The sequence below is a fragment of the Mangrovicoccus sp. HB161399 genome (assembly GCF_013184745.1).
Classification (GTDB): Bacteria; Pseudomonadota; Alphaproteobacteria; order Rhodobacterales; family Rhodobacteraceae; genus Mangrovicoccus.
Window position 1 is genome coordinate 13,435 of record NZ_JAATVU010000053.1, and the last position, 17,328, is coordinate 30,762.

A 17,328-nucleotide genomic window follows, 5' to 3' on the forward strand; every position below is an offset into this window, starting at 1 on the left:
CCCAATGAACGACATGACCCGCCCCGCCTATCCGCTCGAAGCCTACTCGGCCGAGATCGACGGCATCGAGCACACCACCGACCCCAAACGCATCCGCGTGAAGAGCCGGGACCGCTATGCCGTCAGCCCCATCCTGAAGGAGGCGCTCGCCGGAAAGACCGCCGATATCGTGGTCTCGCCGAAGACGGATGACGAACTCAGGCGGGTCCTGTCGGCTGCCGTGCGCCACCGCATCCCGGTGACGGTGCGCGCGGCAGGCTCGGCGAATTACGGCCAGTCGGTGCCCCTGAAGGGCGGGATCGTCCTCGACTGCCTCGGGCTGACCGGCATCGTCGAGCTGAAGGACGACCGCGTGCGGGTCCGCGGCGGCATGATCTGCGCCGAGCTCGACGCGGAGCTCAGGAAGCACGGCAAGGAGCTGCGCTTTCCCCCGACCACCGCGCGCATCGCCACGGTCGCGGGCCATTTCGCCGGCGGCCAGGGCGGTCCCGGCTCCACCGTCTACGGCACATGGCGCGATCCGGGCAACGTGATCTCCTGCACCGTGATGACCATGGAGGAGGAACCGCGGCTCCTGGAACTCCGCGGTCTCGACGCGCAATTCGCGCACCACACCTACGGCGCCACCGGCATCATCACCGAGATGGAGCTGCCCCTCGCGCCCGCTTGGGCCTGGAACGAGGCGATCGTCACCTTCGACGACTACATGGACGCGGTGCGCTTCGGCGTGACGCTGGCCGACAGCGCCGGGATCACGCGGAAATTCGTCTCGGTCCATGAATGGCCGACGCCCAGCTTCGTGAAGCCGTTCCAGAAGATCGTGCCCGAGGGCAAGTCGATCCTGATGACGATGATCGCCGACCAGAGCTGGGAGAGCTTCGCCCAGATGGCCGAGCGCGCGGGCGGCACGATCGTCACCCAATCGCGCGAGGGCGAGGGCCCCTACGGCCAGCCGCTCTGGGAATTCATCTTCGGCCACATGCTGTTCCAGATCCAGAAGTCCCATCCCGAACGCTCGGTGATCGAGGGCTTCTTCCGCGCCGACGACCTTGTCGGCCTGATCGACCGGGTGCACGAGAAGGTGAAGCATTACGGGCCGCTGCGGATGGAGCTGCTGCGCATCGGCGGGCAGATCGTCGGCTCGGGCTCGCCCTATTTCGTCTTCGAATCCCCCGAGCAGATGGCGCAGATGGTGCGCGACATGCAGGAGGCCGGCGCGGTCGTGTCGAACTCGCATACCTCCAACGTGCGCGCGGTCGGCAAGAAGGAGATCACCGATGCAGATCTCGCCTTCAAGCGCATGGTCGACCCGCATGGCCTGCTGAACCCCGGACGGTTCGAGGTGGACGAGGCGGATGACGCCGCCGTCTCCGCCGTCGAGCTGCCCACCGACAAATGGGACCGGAGGCTCGGATGACCCTCGACCTGACCCCCGCCTTCGACCCGCACATGGCCCCGGCAGAGCTGCCCCCCGCCGCCGGCGTGCAGCCGGTCGAGACGCTGTCGATGGCCACCGCCGACGGCACGCGCCTGGATGCCGACATATGGCGCCCCGAGGGCGACGGCCCCTGGCCGGTGCTGCTGCAGCGCCAGGCCTACGGGCGGCGCATCGGCTGCACCATCTGCTATGCCCATCCCGCCTGGTACGCGGCGCAGGGCTACATGGTCGTGGTGCAGGACGTGCGCGGCCGGGGCACCTCCGAAGGACGTTTCTGGCCCGGCCAGCACGAGGCGGCGGACGGGGCCGAGGCGGTCGAATGGGCGGCACGGCTCCCCGGCTCGGACGGGCGCGTGGCAATGTACGGGTTTTCCTACCAGGCCTATGACCAGCTGCTGGCCGCCACGGCCGACAGCCCGTCGCTCGCCGCGCTGATCCCGGCCATGGGGCCGTGGGATCCGGCCCGGACCTGGATCTTCGGAGGCGGCGCCTTCAAGCTGGGCCAGATGGCGGGCTGGGGCACGCAGATCACCGTCGAGGGCGCCCGCCGCGCCGGAGACGCCGCCGCCTATGCCCGCCTGAAGGCCGGGGCAGCGAGCCTGTTTTCTGGCGAGGTGCCCGGCCACCCAGCAGAGCTGATGGCTTCGGGCGAGTTCGGCCACTACCCCGGCTGGGTGTCGCGCGGCGCGGACGATCCCTACTGGCAATCGATCTCTCCCGCCGCCTCGCTGGCACGGCTGCGCGAGCGCAGGCTGCCGATGTTCTTCATCGGCGGCTGGTTCGACGGGCACCTGCATTCGACGCTGGAAGCCTTCGCGGCGCTCGACCGCGCGGACGACCCGACGATGAGGCTGATGGTCGGCCCCTGGATCCACTTCCCCTGGGAACGCCGCGCCGCGGGCGTCGATTTCGGCCCCGAGGCGGCCGCCGATACCGACCGCGCGCAGGTGGCCTTCCTCGATGCAGTGCTGAAGGGCAAGGGCACGCTGGCAGCGGAGGACCGCGTCCAGCTCTTCGATCTCGGGCAGCGGACCTGGCGCAGCCACGGCGCCATGCCGGAAACCGCCGCCCCCGCCTTCCTGGCGGGCTCGGGCCGCGCCGCCACCCGGATCGGCGACGGCACCCTTGCCGATGGGCCCGCCCCGGGCACCGAGCTGATGGTCCACGACCCCTGGCGCGCCGCGCCCTCCGCCGGTCCAGGCGCGGGTCCGGTGGACCGCCGCGCGACTGACGAGCGCTCCGACGTGATGACCTTCGCCAGCCTGCCGCAGGCCGCCCCGGTCACCGTCGAGGGCCCCCTGCGGCTGCATCTGGACATCTCCGCCGACCGGCCGAGCTTCGACGTGTCGGCCACGCTGTCGATCCTACGCGCCGACGGCCGCGCCCATGCCATCGCCGAGAGCTACCTGCATCTGCGCGCCCGCCCGGAGGGGCCGGTCTCGCTCGATCTGGGCGCGACCTGCGTGACCCTCGCCCCCGGCGAAGCGCTGCGCCTGTCGATCGCCGCCGCCGCCTTCCCCGCCCATGCCGTCAATCCCGGCACCGGAGCGGATCCCGTCGCCGCGCCGCTTGCCTCGGCGCTGATCACCACATTGCATCTGGCCCTGGGAGAAGACAGCCGCCTCGACCTGCCGGTCGCCGACGGCGTGCTGCAGCTCCGCTGATGCAAGAGCCGAGGAGACCCGGTTTGGCCGATGAAAGCGTTCCGCTTGCCCACCCCGAAACCAAACGCCTCGCCGAGCGGCCCAGCCGCCTGACGACAGTCCTGCGCGAGACCGGCCCGACCGTCGCGGCCGGCCTCGCCTTCATCGCTCTCTGGGAACTCGCGGTGCACACTTTCGGCATCTCGAAATTCGTGCTGCCGCCGCCCTCGATGATCGTCGTCTCGATGATCGCCGACTTCCCCTACCTGATGCATGCGCTGGCCTTCACCGCCGGGATCACCATCGCGGCCTTCGCCGCCGCCGTGGTGTCGGGCATTCTCGGCGGGCTGCTGCTGACGCTGCACCGCGATGTCGAGCGGATGCTCTGGCCCTATGCGATCGCGCTGCAGGTGACGCCGATGGTGGCCATCGCGCCCTTGGTGATCATCTGGGTCGGGCTCGACCGGGTCTGGCTGGGGCTGATGATCCTCGCCTGGCTGGTCGCCTTCTTCCCGATGCTGGCCAATACCGTGCAGGGGCTGAAATCTGCGGACCGCGGGCTGCAGGACGTGATGACGCTCTACCAGGCGTCGCGCTGGCAGCGGTTCCGCCACCTGCAGCTGCCCGCCGCCCTGCCCTATATCCTGACCGGCGCGCGGATCTCGTCCTCGCTTGCCGTGATCGGCGGCGTGGTCGCGGAATTCGTCGCGGGCTCCGGCGCCTCCACCGGACTGGCCTGGGTGATCGTGGAATCGGGCACCATGCTCGACGTGCCGCGGATGTTCGCCGCGCTTTTCATCCTGTCGGTCTTCGGCCTCGCCATCTGGTGGCTGACCTCGATGGTGCAGGCGCGGCTTCTGAGCCGCTGGCACGAAAGCGAAATGGGCGGAGAGCGCTGAGATGACCGACATGAGCCCCGCGACGCAGCCCGTCATGCGGATGCAGAACCTCGACAAGGTCTATCCCAACGGCACGGTCGCGCTGAAGAACCTGTTTCTCGACGTCCATCCCGGCGAGTTCGTCTCGCTCCTTGGCCCCTCGGGCTGCGGCAAGTCCACCGCGCTGAAAATCGCGGCCGGGCTGGCCGAGCATTCGGCGGGCCGCATCCAGCGCCCGGGCGAGGACGAGGTCAAGGGCATCCGCGCCAAGGCAGGCGATATCGGCTTCGTCTTCCAGGAGCCGAACCTGATGCCCTGGCTGCCGGTCTTCGACAACGTGTTCCTGCCGCTGAAGCTGGCCGGGATGTCCCGCGCCGACGCCGCGCCGCAGGTCGAGGCGATCCTCGAAACCGTCGGGCTGGCGGGTTTCGCCGCCAGCTATCCGCGCGAGCTGTCGGGCGGCATGAAGATGCGCGTCTCGATCTCCCGCGCGCTGGTGACCAAGCCGAAGCTCCTCTTGATGGACGAGCCTTTCGCCGCGCTCGACGAGATCACCCGCAACAAGATCTCGCAGGACCTGCTGCAGCTGTGGCAGGCGACCGGATCGACGGTGATCTTCGTGACCCATTCGGTGTTCGAGAGCGTCTTCCTGTCGAACCGCATCGTCGTCATGGCGGCGCGTCCGGGCCGGATCATCGGCGAGATCGGGGTGGACGCGCCCTATCCGCGCGATGCAAGCTTCCGCCTGAGCCCGGATTACGCGGCGCATTGCCGCGAAGTGAGCGCGCTGCTGACGCGCGCCATGGAGAGTTGAGATGAGTATCGATCCGTTCGTGACGACCTTTGCCGAGGATGCCTTCCCCGAGCGGGACGGCCCGCTGTCGGGTCTGCGCCTCGCGGTGAAGGACAATCTCGACATCGCGGGCCATGTCACCGGCTCCGGCCATCCCGGCTGGGCCTCGATCCGGCAGCCAGCCGCGGAGACCGCGCCGGTGGTGCGGATGCTGGCCGCGGCCGGGGCGCAGATCGTGGGCAAGACCCACATGGACGAGCTGGCCTATTCGCTGATGGGCGAGAACGCGCATTACGGCACGCCGCTGAACCCTGCGGCCCCCGGCCGCGTGCCGGGCGGTTCCTCCTCCGGCTCGGCCTCGGCCGTGGCGCAGGGGCTGGCCGATCTCGGCATCGGCACGGATACCGGCGGCTCGGTGCGCCTGCCTGCCTCCTTCTGCGGGCTCTGGGGCTGGCGCCCGACCCACGGGCTGCTGCCGCATGGCGGCATGCAGGCGCTGGCGGCCAGCTACGACGTGCCGGGGCTCTTCGCCCGCGATGCCGAGACCCTGCTGCTCGCCGCCGCGATCCTCGCGCCGGATGCCGACCTGGCCGCGCCGCGCTATCTCGCCCCGTCCGATCTCTGGGCGCAGGTGCCCGAGGCGACCGCGGCCGCGCTGCGCCCGTTCGTGCCCGAGGCGGAGACCGCGCCGCTTTTCGACCCCGAGACGCTGGAGCGGCTGCAGCCGGTCTTCCGCGTGGCGCAGGGCCGGGAAATCGCCGCGACCTTCGGCGATTGGATCCGCGAAACCGCGCCGGAGTTCGGCCCCGGCGTGCGCGAACGCTTCGACGGCGCCATGTCGCTGAGTGCGCAGGAGATCGCCGAAGCCGAGGCTGCCCGCGCCGCGATCCGCGCCCATGTGCGCGGCGTGCTGGGCAAGGACGGCATCCTCGTCATCCCGACCGCGCCGGGGGCCGCGCCGCTGCTGAACACTTCGGGCGAGGAAATGGACCGCTACCGCAATGCCGCGATCCGCATGCTCAGCATCGCCGGCCATGCCGGGCTGCCGCAGATCACCATGCCGCTGGCGGTGATCGACGGTGCGCCGCTGGGCCTGTCGCTGGTCGGCCCGGCAGGCAGCGACCTGGCGATGATCGCGCTGGCCGCGGAACGCTTCGCCGCCGCCCCGGCCCTGGCCTGAGACCCGCGCGCGGCGTCACTCCGGCGCCGCGCCCCTCACCGACAGGTTGTGCTCGGTCGTCAGCCAGGGCGGATTCTCGGCATACATCTCCTCGATCAGCTCCCTGACCAGCCCGACATAGGCGGAGGTGTCGGAGGCGCGGTAGCTGAGCACCACCGGCGAGGTCGCGCGCTCGCCCTCCAGGATGCGGTAGCGGATGTCGTCGCGCAGACGCCGCGACGAGGAGGGCACGATGCAGAGCCCGACCTCGGCCGAGACCAGCCCCAGCGCGGTCTGCAATTCGCTGACCTCCTCCAGTTCGCCGGGGCGCACGCCATGCCCGTTCAGGAGCCGCAGGACGTGGTCGGCATAGCTCGGCCGCGGCTCCTTCGGGTAGACGATAAGCTTTTCCCCGCCAAGCGCAGAGACCGGCAGGGACTCGGGCGAGGCCGCAAGCGGATGGCCCTCGGGGATCGCCACGGCCAGCCGCTCCTCGCGCAGCACGAGCCCGGTCACCACCGGATCGCTGTGGCGCAGCCGGCCGAAGCCCAGGTCGATCCGGCCCTCCTTCAGCGCGTGGACCTGATGCAGCGAGACCATCTCCACCAGCCGGATGTCCAGCCCCGGCGCCGCCTGGCGCATCTTCCGGACCAGCGAGGGCAGCCCGCCATAGAGCGTCGAGGGCACGAAGCCGATCTTCACCACGCTGTTCTGGTTGCGTCCGACCCGGCGCGTCGCCTCGGCCATCTGTTCGACCCGGCCCAGCACCTGCAGCGCCTGCTCGTGGAACAGCCGCCCGGCATCGGTCAGCCGCAGCGGCCGCGAACCGCGCTGGATCAGCACGGTGCCAAGCTCTTCTTCCAGCAGCTGGATCTGGCGGCTGAGCGGCGGCTGCGCGATGTTGAGCTTCTCCGCCGCGCGGGTGAAGTTCCGCTCCTCCGCCACGGCGGCAAAATAGCGGAACTGGCGCAAATCCATGGTTTCCCCTCCCCGGAAATGATGCATCACACCTTCCTCAGAGGTATGCTGCAGTGCGAAAACACGTGATTCAAGGGGTATTTTCGCGCTATCATACCCTGAAAGTATAGTTTGCGACTGAAACGGTCTTGGACTTCCTCCCAGCTTCCGGCGCAACCTCCCCTTGCAAGGCCGAACCTCCGCGCCACCGGGCGCAGGAACGGCAGAGGAGGACCGGACACCGGCGGAAGCCCCTGGAGGGGGGCACCCCGGAACGCCCGGACAGCGCATGACAGAGGAGGAGCCAGCCATGCGTGCCAGCAGACAGATCCGTCCGGTCCCCCGGACCGCGCCGCCGCACATCCGCAGACCGGCAGCCTGATCCCGCGCCGCCGCGCGCATTCCCTTTCCCGCAATCCAGATGACGGGGACCGAGCCGCCGCGCAGGTCCCCGAAGGAGACCCGCATGTCCGCAAGCATCGACAAGGCCCGCGCACTGGGCGAGATCCTCGACAACGCCGTCCAGGACGACAAGGAGGCGGGCATCTTCCGCTGCCGCCGCGACATCTTCACCAACGAGGACCTGTTCGAGCTGGAGATGAAGCACATCTTCGGCAGGAACTGGGTCTATCTGGCGCATGAAAGCCAGGTGCCGGAGCCGAACGACTACTACACCACCCATATCGGCCGGCAGCCGGTGATCGTCACCCGCGACAAGAAGGGCGAGCTGCACGCCGTCATCAATGCCTGCGCGCACAAGGGCGCGATGCTCTGCCGCCGCAAGCACGGCAACAAGGGCAGCTTCACCTGCCCGTTCCACGGCTGGACCTTCTCCAATGCGGGCAAGCTCCTGAAGGTGAAGGACCAGAAGACCACGCAATATCCCGAAGCCTTCAACAAGGACGGCTCGCACGACCTGACCCGCGTGGCGCGCTTCGGCAACTACCGCGGCTTCCTCTTCGGCAGCCTGTCGCCGGATGTCGGTCCGCTGGAGGACTATCTGGGCGAGACCAAGGTGATCATCGACCAGATCGTCGACCAGGCGCCCGAAGGGATCGAGGTGCTGCGCGGCAACTCCTCCTACATCTATGACGGCAACTGGAAGCTGCAGATGGAGAACGGCTGCGACGGCTACCATGTCAGCTCGGTCCACTGGAACTATGCCGCCACGATGGGCCGCCGCAAGGAAGAAGGCACCAAGGCGGTGGACGCCAACGGCTGGAGCAAGTCGGTCGCCGGCGTCTACGGCTTCGAGAACGGCCATATCATGCTCTGGACCAACTCGATGAACCCCGAGGTGCGCCCGGTCTGGAACCGCCGCGACGACCTGATCGAGCGCTACGGCGAGACCCGCGCGGAATACATCACCCGCCAGACGCGCAACCTCTGCCTCTATCCCAACGTGTTCCTGATGGACCAGTTCTCCACCCAGATCCGCGTCACCCGGCCGATCGCCGTCGACAAGACCGAGATCACCATCTTCTGCTTCGCGCCGAAGGGCGAGAGCGCCGAGGACCGCGCCACCCGCATCCGCCAGTACGAGGACTTCTTCAACGTCTCCGGCATGGGCACCTCCGACGACCTCGAGGAATTCCGCGCCTGCCAGGAAGGCTATGCCGGCATCTCGGCGCAGTGGAACGACATGAGCCGAGGCGCGCCGCTGTGGATCGACGGCCCGGACGAGAACGCGAAGGGCATGGGGCTGAATCCGGCTCTTTCGGGCGAGCGCAGCGAGGACGAGGGCCTGTTCGTGCGCCAGCACGCCCATTGGGTCGAGACCATGAAGAAGGCGCTGGCCGAGGAAACCGCCGGTTCCGCCGCCGCGCTCGCCGCCGAATAAGGAGACATCCGATGACCATCGTGCACCGCCCCGCCATCGCCCATGACGCGATCTGCGCATTCCTCTACCGCGAGGCGCGTCTCCTGGACGACCGCCAGTGGGACGAATGGCTGACCTGCTATGCCGAGGATTGCAGCTACTGGATGCCGGCCTGGGACGACGACGACCGCATCACCGAGGATCCGCAGTCGCAGATCTCGCTGATCTACTATCCCGACCGCGGCGGGCTGGAGGACCGGGTGTTCCGGATCAAGACCGAGCGCTCGGGCGCCTCGACGCCGGAGCCGCGCACCAGCCACGCCGTGCAGAACGTGGAGATCGTCGAGGACCGCGGCGAGGAGATCGACCTGCGCTACAACTTCCAGACGCTGAACCACCGCTACAAGGTCACGGACACGTTCTTCGGCACCATCTTCGCCACGATCCGCGTCACTGCCGACGGCCCGCTGATCTGCGCCAAGAAGATCGTGCTGAAGAACGACTACATCCGCCAGGTCATCGACGTCTATCACGTCTGACCCCCAAGCCCAGAAAAGGAGACGCGCATGGCCTACCGCATCGCGCTGAATTTCGAGGACGGGGTGACCCGGTTCGTCGAGGCAAACGAAGGGGAGACGGTGCTCGACGCCGCCTTCCGCCAGAAGGTCAACCTGCCGATGGACTGCTCCGACGGGGTCTGCGGCACCTGCAAGTGCCGCGCCGAGTCGGGCAGCTTCGAGATGGGCGACGACTATATCGACGAGGCCCTGACCGAGGACGAGGCCGCCGAGGGGCTGGTTCTTACCTGCCAGATGGTCGCCGAAAGCGACTGCGTGCTGTCGGTGCCGGTGGCGTCGACCGCCTGCAAGATCGCGCCGCAGGCCTTCGAGGCCACCGTCGCCGCGATCGAGCCGCATGAGGACGCCGCCGTCGTGCTGGAGCTGGATGCGGAGGCCGCGCCCGACTTCCTGCCGGGGCAGTACGTGAACATCGACGTGCCGGGCTCGGGCCTTGCGCGCAGCTACTCCTTCAGCTCGGCGCCGGGCGAGGGACGGATGCAGTTCCTGATCAAGAAGATCCCCGACGGTGTCATGGGCACCTGGCTGTCGCGCGCCAGGACCGGCGACGTGCTGAACGTCACCGGCCCGATGGGCAGCTTCTACCTGCGCGGAGACGAGCGCCCGCTGCTGTTCCTGGCCGGCGGCACCGGGCTCGCGCCCTTCCTGTCGATGCTGGAGGTGCTGGCGCACAAGGGGTCCGAGCAGCGCATCCACCTGGTCTACGGCGTCACCCGCGATCTCGACCTCGTGCTGGTCGAGGCGCTGGAGGCCTATGCCGCGAAACTGCCGGGCTTCACCTTCGCCACCGTCGTGGCCGAGGACAGCTCGACGCACGAACGCAAGGGCTGGGTCACCCAGCACATGCCCGGAGAGATGCTGAAGCCGGGCGAATTCGACGCCTATCTCTGCGGCCCGCCGCCGATGGTCGACGCAGTCCGCAGCTGGTTCTCGGAAAGCGGCATCCAGCCCGCGAGCTTCCATTACGAGAAGTTCACGCCCAACGCCGTGCTGAAGGCCACGGCATGACCGCGCCCTTCGCCCCCCCGAAACCCGCCCCGGCCTTCGAGGGCCGGTTCGCGGGCAAGGCCATGGTGATCACCGGGGCCGCGCAGGGCATCGGCCGCGAGGTGGCGCTGCGCGCCGCCCGCGAAGGCGGACAGGTGCTGTTCGTCGACCGCGCGGAGTTCGTGGCCGAGATCGCCGCCGAGGCCGGGCCCGAGGCCCGCGCATTCGAGGCGGACCTCGAAACCCACGAGGGCGCGGCCGCAGCGATGGCCTTTGCCGCGGAGGAATTCGGCGGCATCGACATCCTGATCAACAATGTCGGCGGCGCGATCCGGATGCGGCCCTTCGCCGAATTCGAGCCCGCCCAGATCGAGGCCGAGATCCGCCGCTCGCTCATGCCGACGCTGAACTGCTGCCACGCGGTGCTGCCGCATCTGTTCGCGCGCGGCCGCGGCACGATCGTGAATGTCAGCTCGAACGCCACCCGCGGCATCCACCGCGTGCCATATTCGGCGGCGAAGGGCGGCGTCAACGCGATCACCCAGTCGCTGGCGATGGAACTGGCGCCGAGGAACATCCGCGTCGTCGCCACCGCGCCCGGCGGCACCGAGGCGCCCGCGCGCCGCGTGCCCCGCAATGCCGCCGGCGACAACGCCGCCGAGCAGGCCTGGATGGCCGAGGTGGTCGATCAGGTGACCGGCTCGGCGCTGATGAAGCGCTACGGCACGCTTGCCGAGCAGGTCGCGCCGATCCTGTTCCTGGCCTCCGACGAGGCCTCCTACATCACCGGCTCGGTCCTGCCCGTCGCGGGCGGAGACACCGGCTGACGCTCCGCTGCAGGCCGCGGGAGGCGGCCTGCGCCACAGAATTCTCCAAGCGCGAACGACTCATCAGGGAGGAGACCCCATGCGCAAGATCGACGTGACGGATCACATCGACAAGATACCCTTCGGCCGGTTCCAATGGATGGTGGTGGCGCTCTGCGCGCTGCTGCTGATCGTCGACGGCTATGACGTGTTCGTCGCGGGCACGGTGCTGCCGCGGCTGATCCAGGAATGGGGGCTGACCAAGCCCGAGGCCGGCGCGCTGCAGGCCTGGGCACTCTTCGGGATGATGTTCGGCGCGCTGATCCTCGGCCCGCTCGCCGACCGGGTCGGCCGCAAGAAGGGCATCGCGATCAGCTTCCTCCTCTTCACCGTCTCGACCCTGTTCACCGGCTTTGCCGAGACGCCCGCCCAGTTCAAGGTCTTCCGCTTCATCGCCGGGCTCGGCTGCGGCGGGCTGATGCCGAATGCCGTGGCGCTGATGAACGAATACGCACCGAAGCGGCTGCGCTCCACCATGGTGGCGCTGATGTTCTCGGGCTATTCGGTCGGCGGCATGGTCGCCGCGATCCTCGGCATCTGGGTGATCCCCGTGCATGGCTGGCAGCCGATGTTCTTCGTCGCCATCCTGCCGCTGATCGCGCTGCCGGTGATCCTGTGGAAGCTGCCCGAGTCGCTCGGCTTCCTGATCCGCGAAGGCCATCAGGACAAGGCCCGCGCCATCCTCGCCAAGGTCGACCCCTCGCTTGACCTGCGCGCCGCCGACGAGCTGAGCTATCACGAAGCCAAGGGCGGCTCGACCTCCATGGCAGAGCTCTTCCGCAACCGCCGCCTGCTGCCGACGGCGATGCTCTGGGTGTCGTTCTTCTGCTGCCTGCTGCTGGTCTACCTGCTGTCCTCCTGGCTGCCCAAGGTGCTCCAGGAAGCGGGCTATGCGGAGCGTGCGAGCCTTCTCAACCTCTTCGGGCTGAACTTCGGCGGCATGGCCGGGGCGATCCTCGGCGGGCGGCTGGGCGACCGGTTCGGGCTGCCGAAAGTCGTGGTCGGCTTCTTCATCGCCGCAGCAGCGTCCATCGCGCTGATCGGCTCGACCCCGCCGGACCTCGTGCTCTTCGCGCTGGTCTTCGTTGCAGGCGCCACCACCATCGGCACGCAGATCCTGCTCTACGCCTCGGTCGCGCAGCTCTATCCGCTCTCGGTGCGCTCCACCGGGCTCGGCTGGGCCTCGGGCGTGGGCCGGATCGGCGCCATCGTCGGGCCGACCTTCGGCGGGCTGCTGCTGGCGCAGCAATATCCGCTGCAGCAGAACTTCCTGCTCTTCGCCATCCCAGCCGTGGTCTGCGCGATCGCGATGATGGTCTTCGGCCTTGCCACCTCGCGCCAGAACGCAACTCCGGAACCGGTCGCGACCTGAGCCGTCCCATCCCCGCAAAGCGAAAGCCCCCGGATATCCGGGGGCTTTTTCCGTTCGCTCAGCCCGCCTGCGGCAGCGACTGGGGATCGCCCCGCCGGAAGGCCTCGGCCTCGACGAAGATGCGGCCGATCTGCGGATGCACCCTGCGGATGCGCGCCTCGACCCGCTCGACGGTGGAAAAGATCTTCTCTGCCGGCACGCCGGGCCGGAACCGCAGCTCAAGGTTCAGGAGCACCTGGTCGGGCGCGAAATGCATGGTCAGCAGATGCGCGACCCCGGCGACGGCCTCTTCCTCCATCGCGATCCTGCGGACCGAGGCCACGACCTCCGGATCGGCCGCCTCGCCCATGATCAGCGAGCGCGTCTCGTAGACCAGCAGGGCCGCCACCGCGATCAGCACGACGCCGATCACCATCGAGGCCAGCCCGTCGAAATACGGCTTGTCGAAGGTCACCGACAGCCAGACGCCCGCCGCGGCCGCGACGATGCCGACCAGCGCCGCCGAGTCCTCCGCGAGAACGATGTAGACCGAGGGGTCCTTGCTGCGGCGGAACGCGCGGAAATGGCTCTCGCCGTTCTTGCGCGCCTTGCGCAGCGCCTTGAGCGCAATGAACCACGAGGCGCCCTCGGCCAGGAAGGCGACGGCCAGCACCGCGTAGTTCCAGACCGGCGCCTCGATCGGTTCGGGATGGCGCAGATGCGCGACGCCTTCGTAGAAGGACAGGCCGCCGCCAATGGCGAAAAGCGCCATCGCCACGACCAGCGACCAGAAATACAGCTCCTGCCCGTAGCCGAACGGGTGCATTTCGTCGGCGGGCTTCCGGCTGCGGCGCACGCCGAGCAGCAGAAGCCCCTCGTTGCCGGTATCGACCACCGAATGCATCGCCTCGGCCAGCATCGAGGAGCTGCCGGTGAAGATCGCGGCCGCGAACTTCGCGACGGCGATGACAAGGTTGGCCACGATGGCGCCGATGATCGTGACGGGGCTTTCGCCGCCTGGGGCTTCGGCCATGCTGAACGTCCTGTACCGTTGAAAACTGCGGCAGGCCCGGCGCTGCGGCCGGGCTGCGGGAAGAGAACCCGCGGCCCGGCCGGAGGGTTCCGCGCCGCGGCAAGTCCCGCGCAAACGTTGCCCGAAAGGCAATGGTGACAGCCAAATTTGATGGTTTTCCGGCCCCTGCCTTCGTGCCAGTCTCGATCCATGGGGCAAGATGACAGCGCCCCGGAACCTCCCGGACAGGTAGCGCACCGGCCATGCTGGCCCGCCATTGGCGGGGCTCGGCCGGTCCGCCAAAGCGCCCGGAGGACCCGGTGCCCGCCTCCCTCCGCAACCGCGGAAGGGCCCCCTGCCCCCAATGACAAAACCCATCCCCGACAGGAGAAAGGCAAGGCTTTGATCTTCCGCATCCACGCATCGACCCTTGCGGTCCTCGCCGCGCTGGCCGCCCCGGCCATGGCGCAGGACCTCGTGCCGCTGACCTTCCAGATGAGCTGGAAGGCGCAGGCCGAACATGGCGGCTATCACCAGGCGGTTGCCCGCGGCTATTACGAGGAGTGCGGCGTCGACATGACGATCCGCGACGGCGGCCCCGGCATGGACACCGCGCAGCTCCTGACCACCGGCGCGGTCGACATCGCGCTGGTGTCGCAGAATGACGGGGTGATGCGGCTGAACGAGGCGGGCTTCCCGGCAAAGGCGGTGATGTCGTCCTTCAAGAAGATCCCGCAGATCCTGATGTATCACGAGGGCGAGGGCATCGAGACGCCCGAGGACATGGCAGGCCACCCGATGCTGCTGTCGCAGTCGAACCGGGTCACGATCTGGCCGTTCCTGAAGGCGAAATACGGGCTCGATGACGCGGATCTGCGCGCCTATAACGGCCAGATCGCAGTCTGGATGTCGAACCCCGACGCCATCCAGCAGGGCTTCGTCTCCTCCGAACCCTACCGCTACAAGCAGGAGACCGGCGAGGATGCCAGCTACTTCCTGATCGCCGACATGGGCTATGTCTCGCTCGGCTCGCTGGTGGTGGTCTCCGACAAGCTGATCGAGGAGAAGCCCGACGCGGTGCAGTGCCTCGTCAGCGCCTCGATCAAGGGCTGGCAGGACTTCATCGAGGACCCGGCCCCGGCCAAGGCGCGCATCGCCGAGCGCGACCCGAACCAGACGGACGGCCAGATGGATTTCGCCATCGGGAAGATGGTCAGCGAACACCTGCTCTACGAAAGCGATCCGTCCGAGATCGGCCAGATGAGTGCCGGGGCCTGGAAGGCCCATGCCGACATGCTGAAATCCCAGGGCCTGCTGCCTGCGGATTTCGACGAAACCAATTCCTACACGCTGGAGTTCCTCGACGCCAGCGGCACCGAAGGCTGAGACCATGCTGAACACCAAACAGAAAACCCTGCGCCGCTTCTGGTACGCGATCATGCCTGTGGAGCATCTCGCCGACGGGCCGAAGCCCTTCACCCTGCTCGGCGAGAACATCGTGCTGTTCCTCGACGGCGAGGGGAAGCCGGCCGCGCTGGAGGACCGCTGCTGCCACCGCACGGCGAAGCTGTCGACCGGCTGGTGCAAGGATGGCAACATCGTCTGCGGCTATCACGGCTGGGAATACGACCGCACCGGCAAGCTGGTGATGGTGCCGCAATTCCCCGAACGCCAGGCGGTCCCGAACGCGCGCACCCGCGGGTTCCATGCACAGGAACGCTATGGCCATGTCTGGGTGGCGCTCGACGATCCGATCGCCGACATCCCGGAGGTGCCCGAGGAGGAGGATGCCGATTTCCGCCGCATCCACCAGTTCTACGAGCACTGGAAGACCTCGCCCTTCCGGCTGATGGAGAACTCCTTCGACGCCGCGCATATCGCCTTCGTCCACCGCAACACCTTCGGCGACATCAACGATCCGGTGCCCGAGCAGTACAAGATCGAGGAAACCGCGGAGGGTTTCACCGCCTCGGTGCGGCAGGAGGTCGTGAACCCGGCCCACGCGCGGAAGATCACCGGCGAGCCCGAGGGCAAGACCATGCGCAACATGGTCAACAAGTGGTACGTGCCGTTCTACCGGCGGCTCGACATCGAGTACCCTTCGGGGCTTCGCCACATCATCTTCAACTGCGCGACGCCGATCGACGACGGCAACATGCAGCTGACGCAGATCCTGTTCCGCAACGACACCGAGGAAGACTGCCCCGCGGCCGATCTGGTCGCCTGGGACGAGGCCATCGTGCGCGAGGACAAGGACGTGCTGGAAACCACCGACCCGGAGGTGGTGCTGGATCTCAAGCACCGCACCGAGCTGCACATGGTCACCGACCGCCCCGGCATGATCATGCGCAAGCGCATGCTGCAGCTCTTCGCCGAGAACGGCGAGGAGGAGTACGTGGACGGCGCCTCGCCGGTTCTCGCCGCCGAGTGACGCCCTAGCCTGCCGCGCGGCGCAGGACGGCCACCAGCCGTTCCGCCGCGCGTCCCAGCCGGTCTTCACCGAAGCCCGCATAGCCGAGGATCAGTCCCTGCGGCGGATCGGGCAGGCGGGCATGGGCGGAGAGCGCGCGCACCAGCAGGCCCTCCGCCTCCGCCATCGCGGCAATCTCCCGGTCGGTGGCGCGCCCGGCCAGTGCCGGGCCGAGGCGCAGCACCAGATGCATCCCCGATGGATCGGGCCGCAGCTCCAGCAGACCGGCGGCAGGTTCCAGTGCCTGCAGCAGGAAAGCCTGCCGTCTTGCATAGATGCGCCGCATCCGCCGCAGATGGGTGGCGAATTCTCCCGAGGACATGAAGGCCGCGAGCGCGGGCTGCGGCAGCAGCGAGACCCGCGTGCCGGTGACCTCGAGATGCGCCCGAACCGGGTCCAGAAGCGGCCGCGGCAGCACCAGATAGCCGATGCGCAGCCCCGGGCTCAGCAGCTTGGAAAAGCTGCCCATATAGATGGTGCGCCTGAGCCCGTCGAGTCCGGCAAGCGACGGCAAGGGCTGGCCCTGATAGCGGAATTCGCTGTCGTAATCGTCCTCGATCACCAGCGCATCCCTGCGCTCCGCCCAGGCCAGCAGCGCCAGCCGCCGCGCCAGCGGCAGCGCCGCCCCGGTCGGGTAGTGCCGCGAGGGCGTGACCATCGCTGCAGCGAGCCCGGCAGGCAGATGCGCGGGATCCAGCCCGTCGCCGTCGATCCTGACCGGCTCCGGCACCAGCCCGGCGCGCTCCAGCAGCCGCTGCAGCACCGGCCAGCCGGGGTCTTCCACCGCCAGCCGCGCCCCGGGCGGCAGCGCTGCGCCGCGCAGGATGTCGATCGCGTCCCAGGCCCCGGCGGTGACCACCACCTGCTCCGGCGAACAGCCGAGCCCGCGCCAGGCGGCCAGATGCTCCGCGATGGCCGCGCGCAGCGGCGCCCAGCCGAAGGGATCGGGCCGGGCGGCCAGCAGCGCGGGCTCGGGGCTGCGCCAGGCGCGTTCCAGATGCCGCGCCCAGAGCCGGTGGGGGAAAAGCGCCTGGTCGGGCATGCCGGGATGGAACGGATGGGGCATCTGCGGCGGCGCGGGCAGGGCCGCGCGCGGCGCGGCGGGCGGAGCGAGATGCGGCAGATGCGCGGCGACGAAGGTCCCGGACCCCTGCCGCGCCGAGAGATAGCCCTCGGCGGCCAGCTGGTCATAGGCCGTCGTCACCGTCATCCGCGACACGCCCAGCTCGCCCGCCATCGCCCGGCTGGGCGGCAGGCGCTCGCCCGCGAAACCGCCGCCGATCAGCAGGCCCCGCAATGCCCCGGCCAGCTGCAGGTGCAGGGGCACCGCACTGTCCCGGTCGAGCCCCAGACCGAACAGGGCGGCCTGAAAATTGG

Annotated in this window: 15 protein-coding genes; 12 read left to right on the forward strand and 3 right to left on the reverse strand. The window is 68.8% G+C overall.

All coding sequences use genetic code 11. The features are described 5' to 3' along the window. Positions 1 to 4 precede the first annotated feature (4 nt). From HCC78_RS22990 to HCC78_RS23010, 5 genes are read left to right on the forward strand one after another with little or no spacing between them, the layout of a single operon-like run. Positions 5 to 1,417, forward strand: a complete 1,413-nt coding sequence (locus HCC78_RS22990) for an FAD-binding oxidoreductase (protein WP_172331128.1) — start codon at positions 5 to 7, stop codon at positions 1,415 to 1,417. Next, complete coding sequence (locus HCC78_RS22995) at positions 1,414 to 3,102, forward strand: CocE/NonD family hydrolase (protein ID WP_172331129.1); 1,689 nt, start codon at positions 1,414 to 1,416, stop codon at positions 3,100 to 3,102. The genes HCC78_RS22990 and HCC78_RS22995 overlap by 4 nt, the downstream gene beginning before the upstream one ends. A gap of 23 nt (positions 3,103 to 3,125) precedes the next feature. Then, positions 3,126 to 3,980 (forward strand): ABC transporter permease, encoded by an 855-nt coding sequence (locus HCC78_RS23000; protein WP_216671267.1) that lies wholly within the window; start codon positions 3,126 to 3,128, stop codon positions 3,978 to 3,980. Position 3,981: 1 nt separating this feature from the next. Continuing rightward, complete coding sequence (locus tag HCC78_RS23005) at positions 3,982 to 4,773, forward strand: ABC transporter ATP-binding protein (RefSeq protein ID WP_172331131.1); 792 nt, start codon at positions 3,982 to 3,984, stop codon at positions 4,771 to 4,773. A gap of 1 nt (position 4,774) precedes the next feature. Continuing rightward, on the forward strand, positions 4,775 to 5,932 hold the full coding sequence (locus tag HCC78_RS23010; protein WP_172331132.1) for an amidase: 1,158 nt from the start codon (positions 4,775 to 4,777) through the stop codon (positions 5,930 to 5,932). A gap of 15 nt (positions 5,933 to 5,947) precedes the next feature. Here the strand turns inward: HCC78_RS23010 and HCC78_RS23015 are convergent, their stop codons facing one another. Next, a complete protein-coding gene (locus HCC78_RS23015) occupies positions 5,948 to 6,889 on the reverse strand; it encodes a LysR family transcriptional regulator (RefSeq protein WP_172331133.1) in 942 nt (313 codons plus the stop codon). Between the two features lie 445 nt (positions 6,890 to 7,334). Here HCC78_RS23015 and HCC78_RS23020 point away from each other — a divergent pair, with 445 nt between their 5' ends. The 5 genes from HCC78_RS23020 to HCC78_RS23040 all read left to right on the forward strand — a co-directional run bounded on the left by HCC78_RS23020 (position 7,335) and on the right by HCC78_RS23040 (position 12,490). Then, positions 7,335 to 8,708, forward strand: a complete 1,374-nt coding sequence (locus HCC78_RS23020; protein ID WP_172331134.1) for a Rieske 2Fe-2S domain-containing protein — start codon at positions 7,335 to 7,337, stop codon at positions 8,706 to 8,708. 11 nt (positions 8,709 to 8,719) lie between these two features. Continuing rightward, positions 8,720 to 9,226 (forward strand): benzoate 1,2-dioxygenase small subunit, encoded by a 507-nt coding sequence (gene benB, locus HCC78_RS23025; protein WP_172331135.1) that lies wholly within the window; start codon positions 8,720 to 8,722, stop codon positions 9,224 to 9,226. A gap of 27 nt (positions 9,227 to 9,253) precedes the next feature. After that, positions 9,254 to 10,273, forward strand: coding sequence for a benzoate 1,2-dioxygenase electron transfer component BenC (gene benC / locus HCC78_RS23030; RefSeq protein WP_172331136.1), 1,020 nt, complete (start codon positions 9,254 to 9,256; stop codon positions 10,271 to 10,273). Then, the gene (gene benD / locus HCC78_RS23035) at positions 10,270 to 11,079 is read left to right on the forward strand and encodes a benzoate diol dehydrogenase BenD (protein WP_172331137.1); all 810 of its coding nucleotides are present in this window, start codon (positions 10,270 to 10,272) and stop codon (positions 11,077 to 11,079) included. Before benC ends, benD begins: the two co-directional genes overlap by 4 nt. 79 nt (positions 11,080 to 11,158) lie before the next feature. Then, complete coding sequence (locus HCC78_RS23040) at positions 11,159 to 12,490, forward strand: MFS transporter (RefSeq protein WP_172331138.1); 1,332 nt, start codon at positions 11,159 to 11,161, stop codon at positions 12,488 to 12,490. A gap of 58 nt (positions 12,491 to 12,548) precedes the next feature. Here HCC78_RS23040 and HCC78_RS23045 read toward each other — a convergent pair whose 3' ends face one another. Then, the gene (locus HCC78_RS23045; protein WP_172331139.1) at positions 12,549 to 13,502 is read right to left on the reverse strand and encodes a cation diffusion facilitator family transporter; all 954 of its coding nucleotides are present in this window, start codon (positions 13,500 to 13,502) and stop codon (positions 12,549 to 12,551) included. Positions 13,503 to 13,883: 381 nt separating this feature from the next. Between HCC78_RS23045 and HCC78_RS23050 the strand changes: the two genes are divergently transcribed. Both HCC78_RS23050 and HCC78_RS23055 read left to right on the forward strand, forming a co-directional pair. Next, positions 13,884 to 14,867, forward strand: a complete 984-nt coding sequence (locus HCC78_RS23050) for an ABC transporter substrate-binding protein (RefSeq protein ID WP_172331140.1) — start codon at positions 13,884 to 13,886, stop codon at positions 14,865 to 14,867. A gap of 4 nt (positions 14,868 to 14,871) precedes the next feature. Further along, positions 14,872 to 15,912, forward strand: a complete 1,041-nt coding sequence (locus HCC78_RS23055; protein ID WP_172331141.1) for a Rieske 2Fe-2S domain-containing protein — start codon at positions 14,872 to 14,874, stop codon at positions 15,910 to 15,912. Positions 15,913 to 15,916: 4 nt separating this feature from the next. On the opposite strand, the gene HCC78_RS23060 is transcribed toward HCC78_RS23055, so the two are convergent. Then, positions 15,917 to 17,278, reverse strand: coding sequence for a PLP-dependent aminotransferase family protein (locus tag HCC78_RS23060; protein ID WP_371743914.1), 1,362 nt, complete (start codon positions 17,276 to 17,278; stop codon positions 15,917 to 15,919). Positions 17,279 to 17,328: the final 50 nt, after the last annotated feature.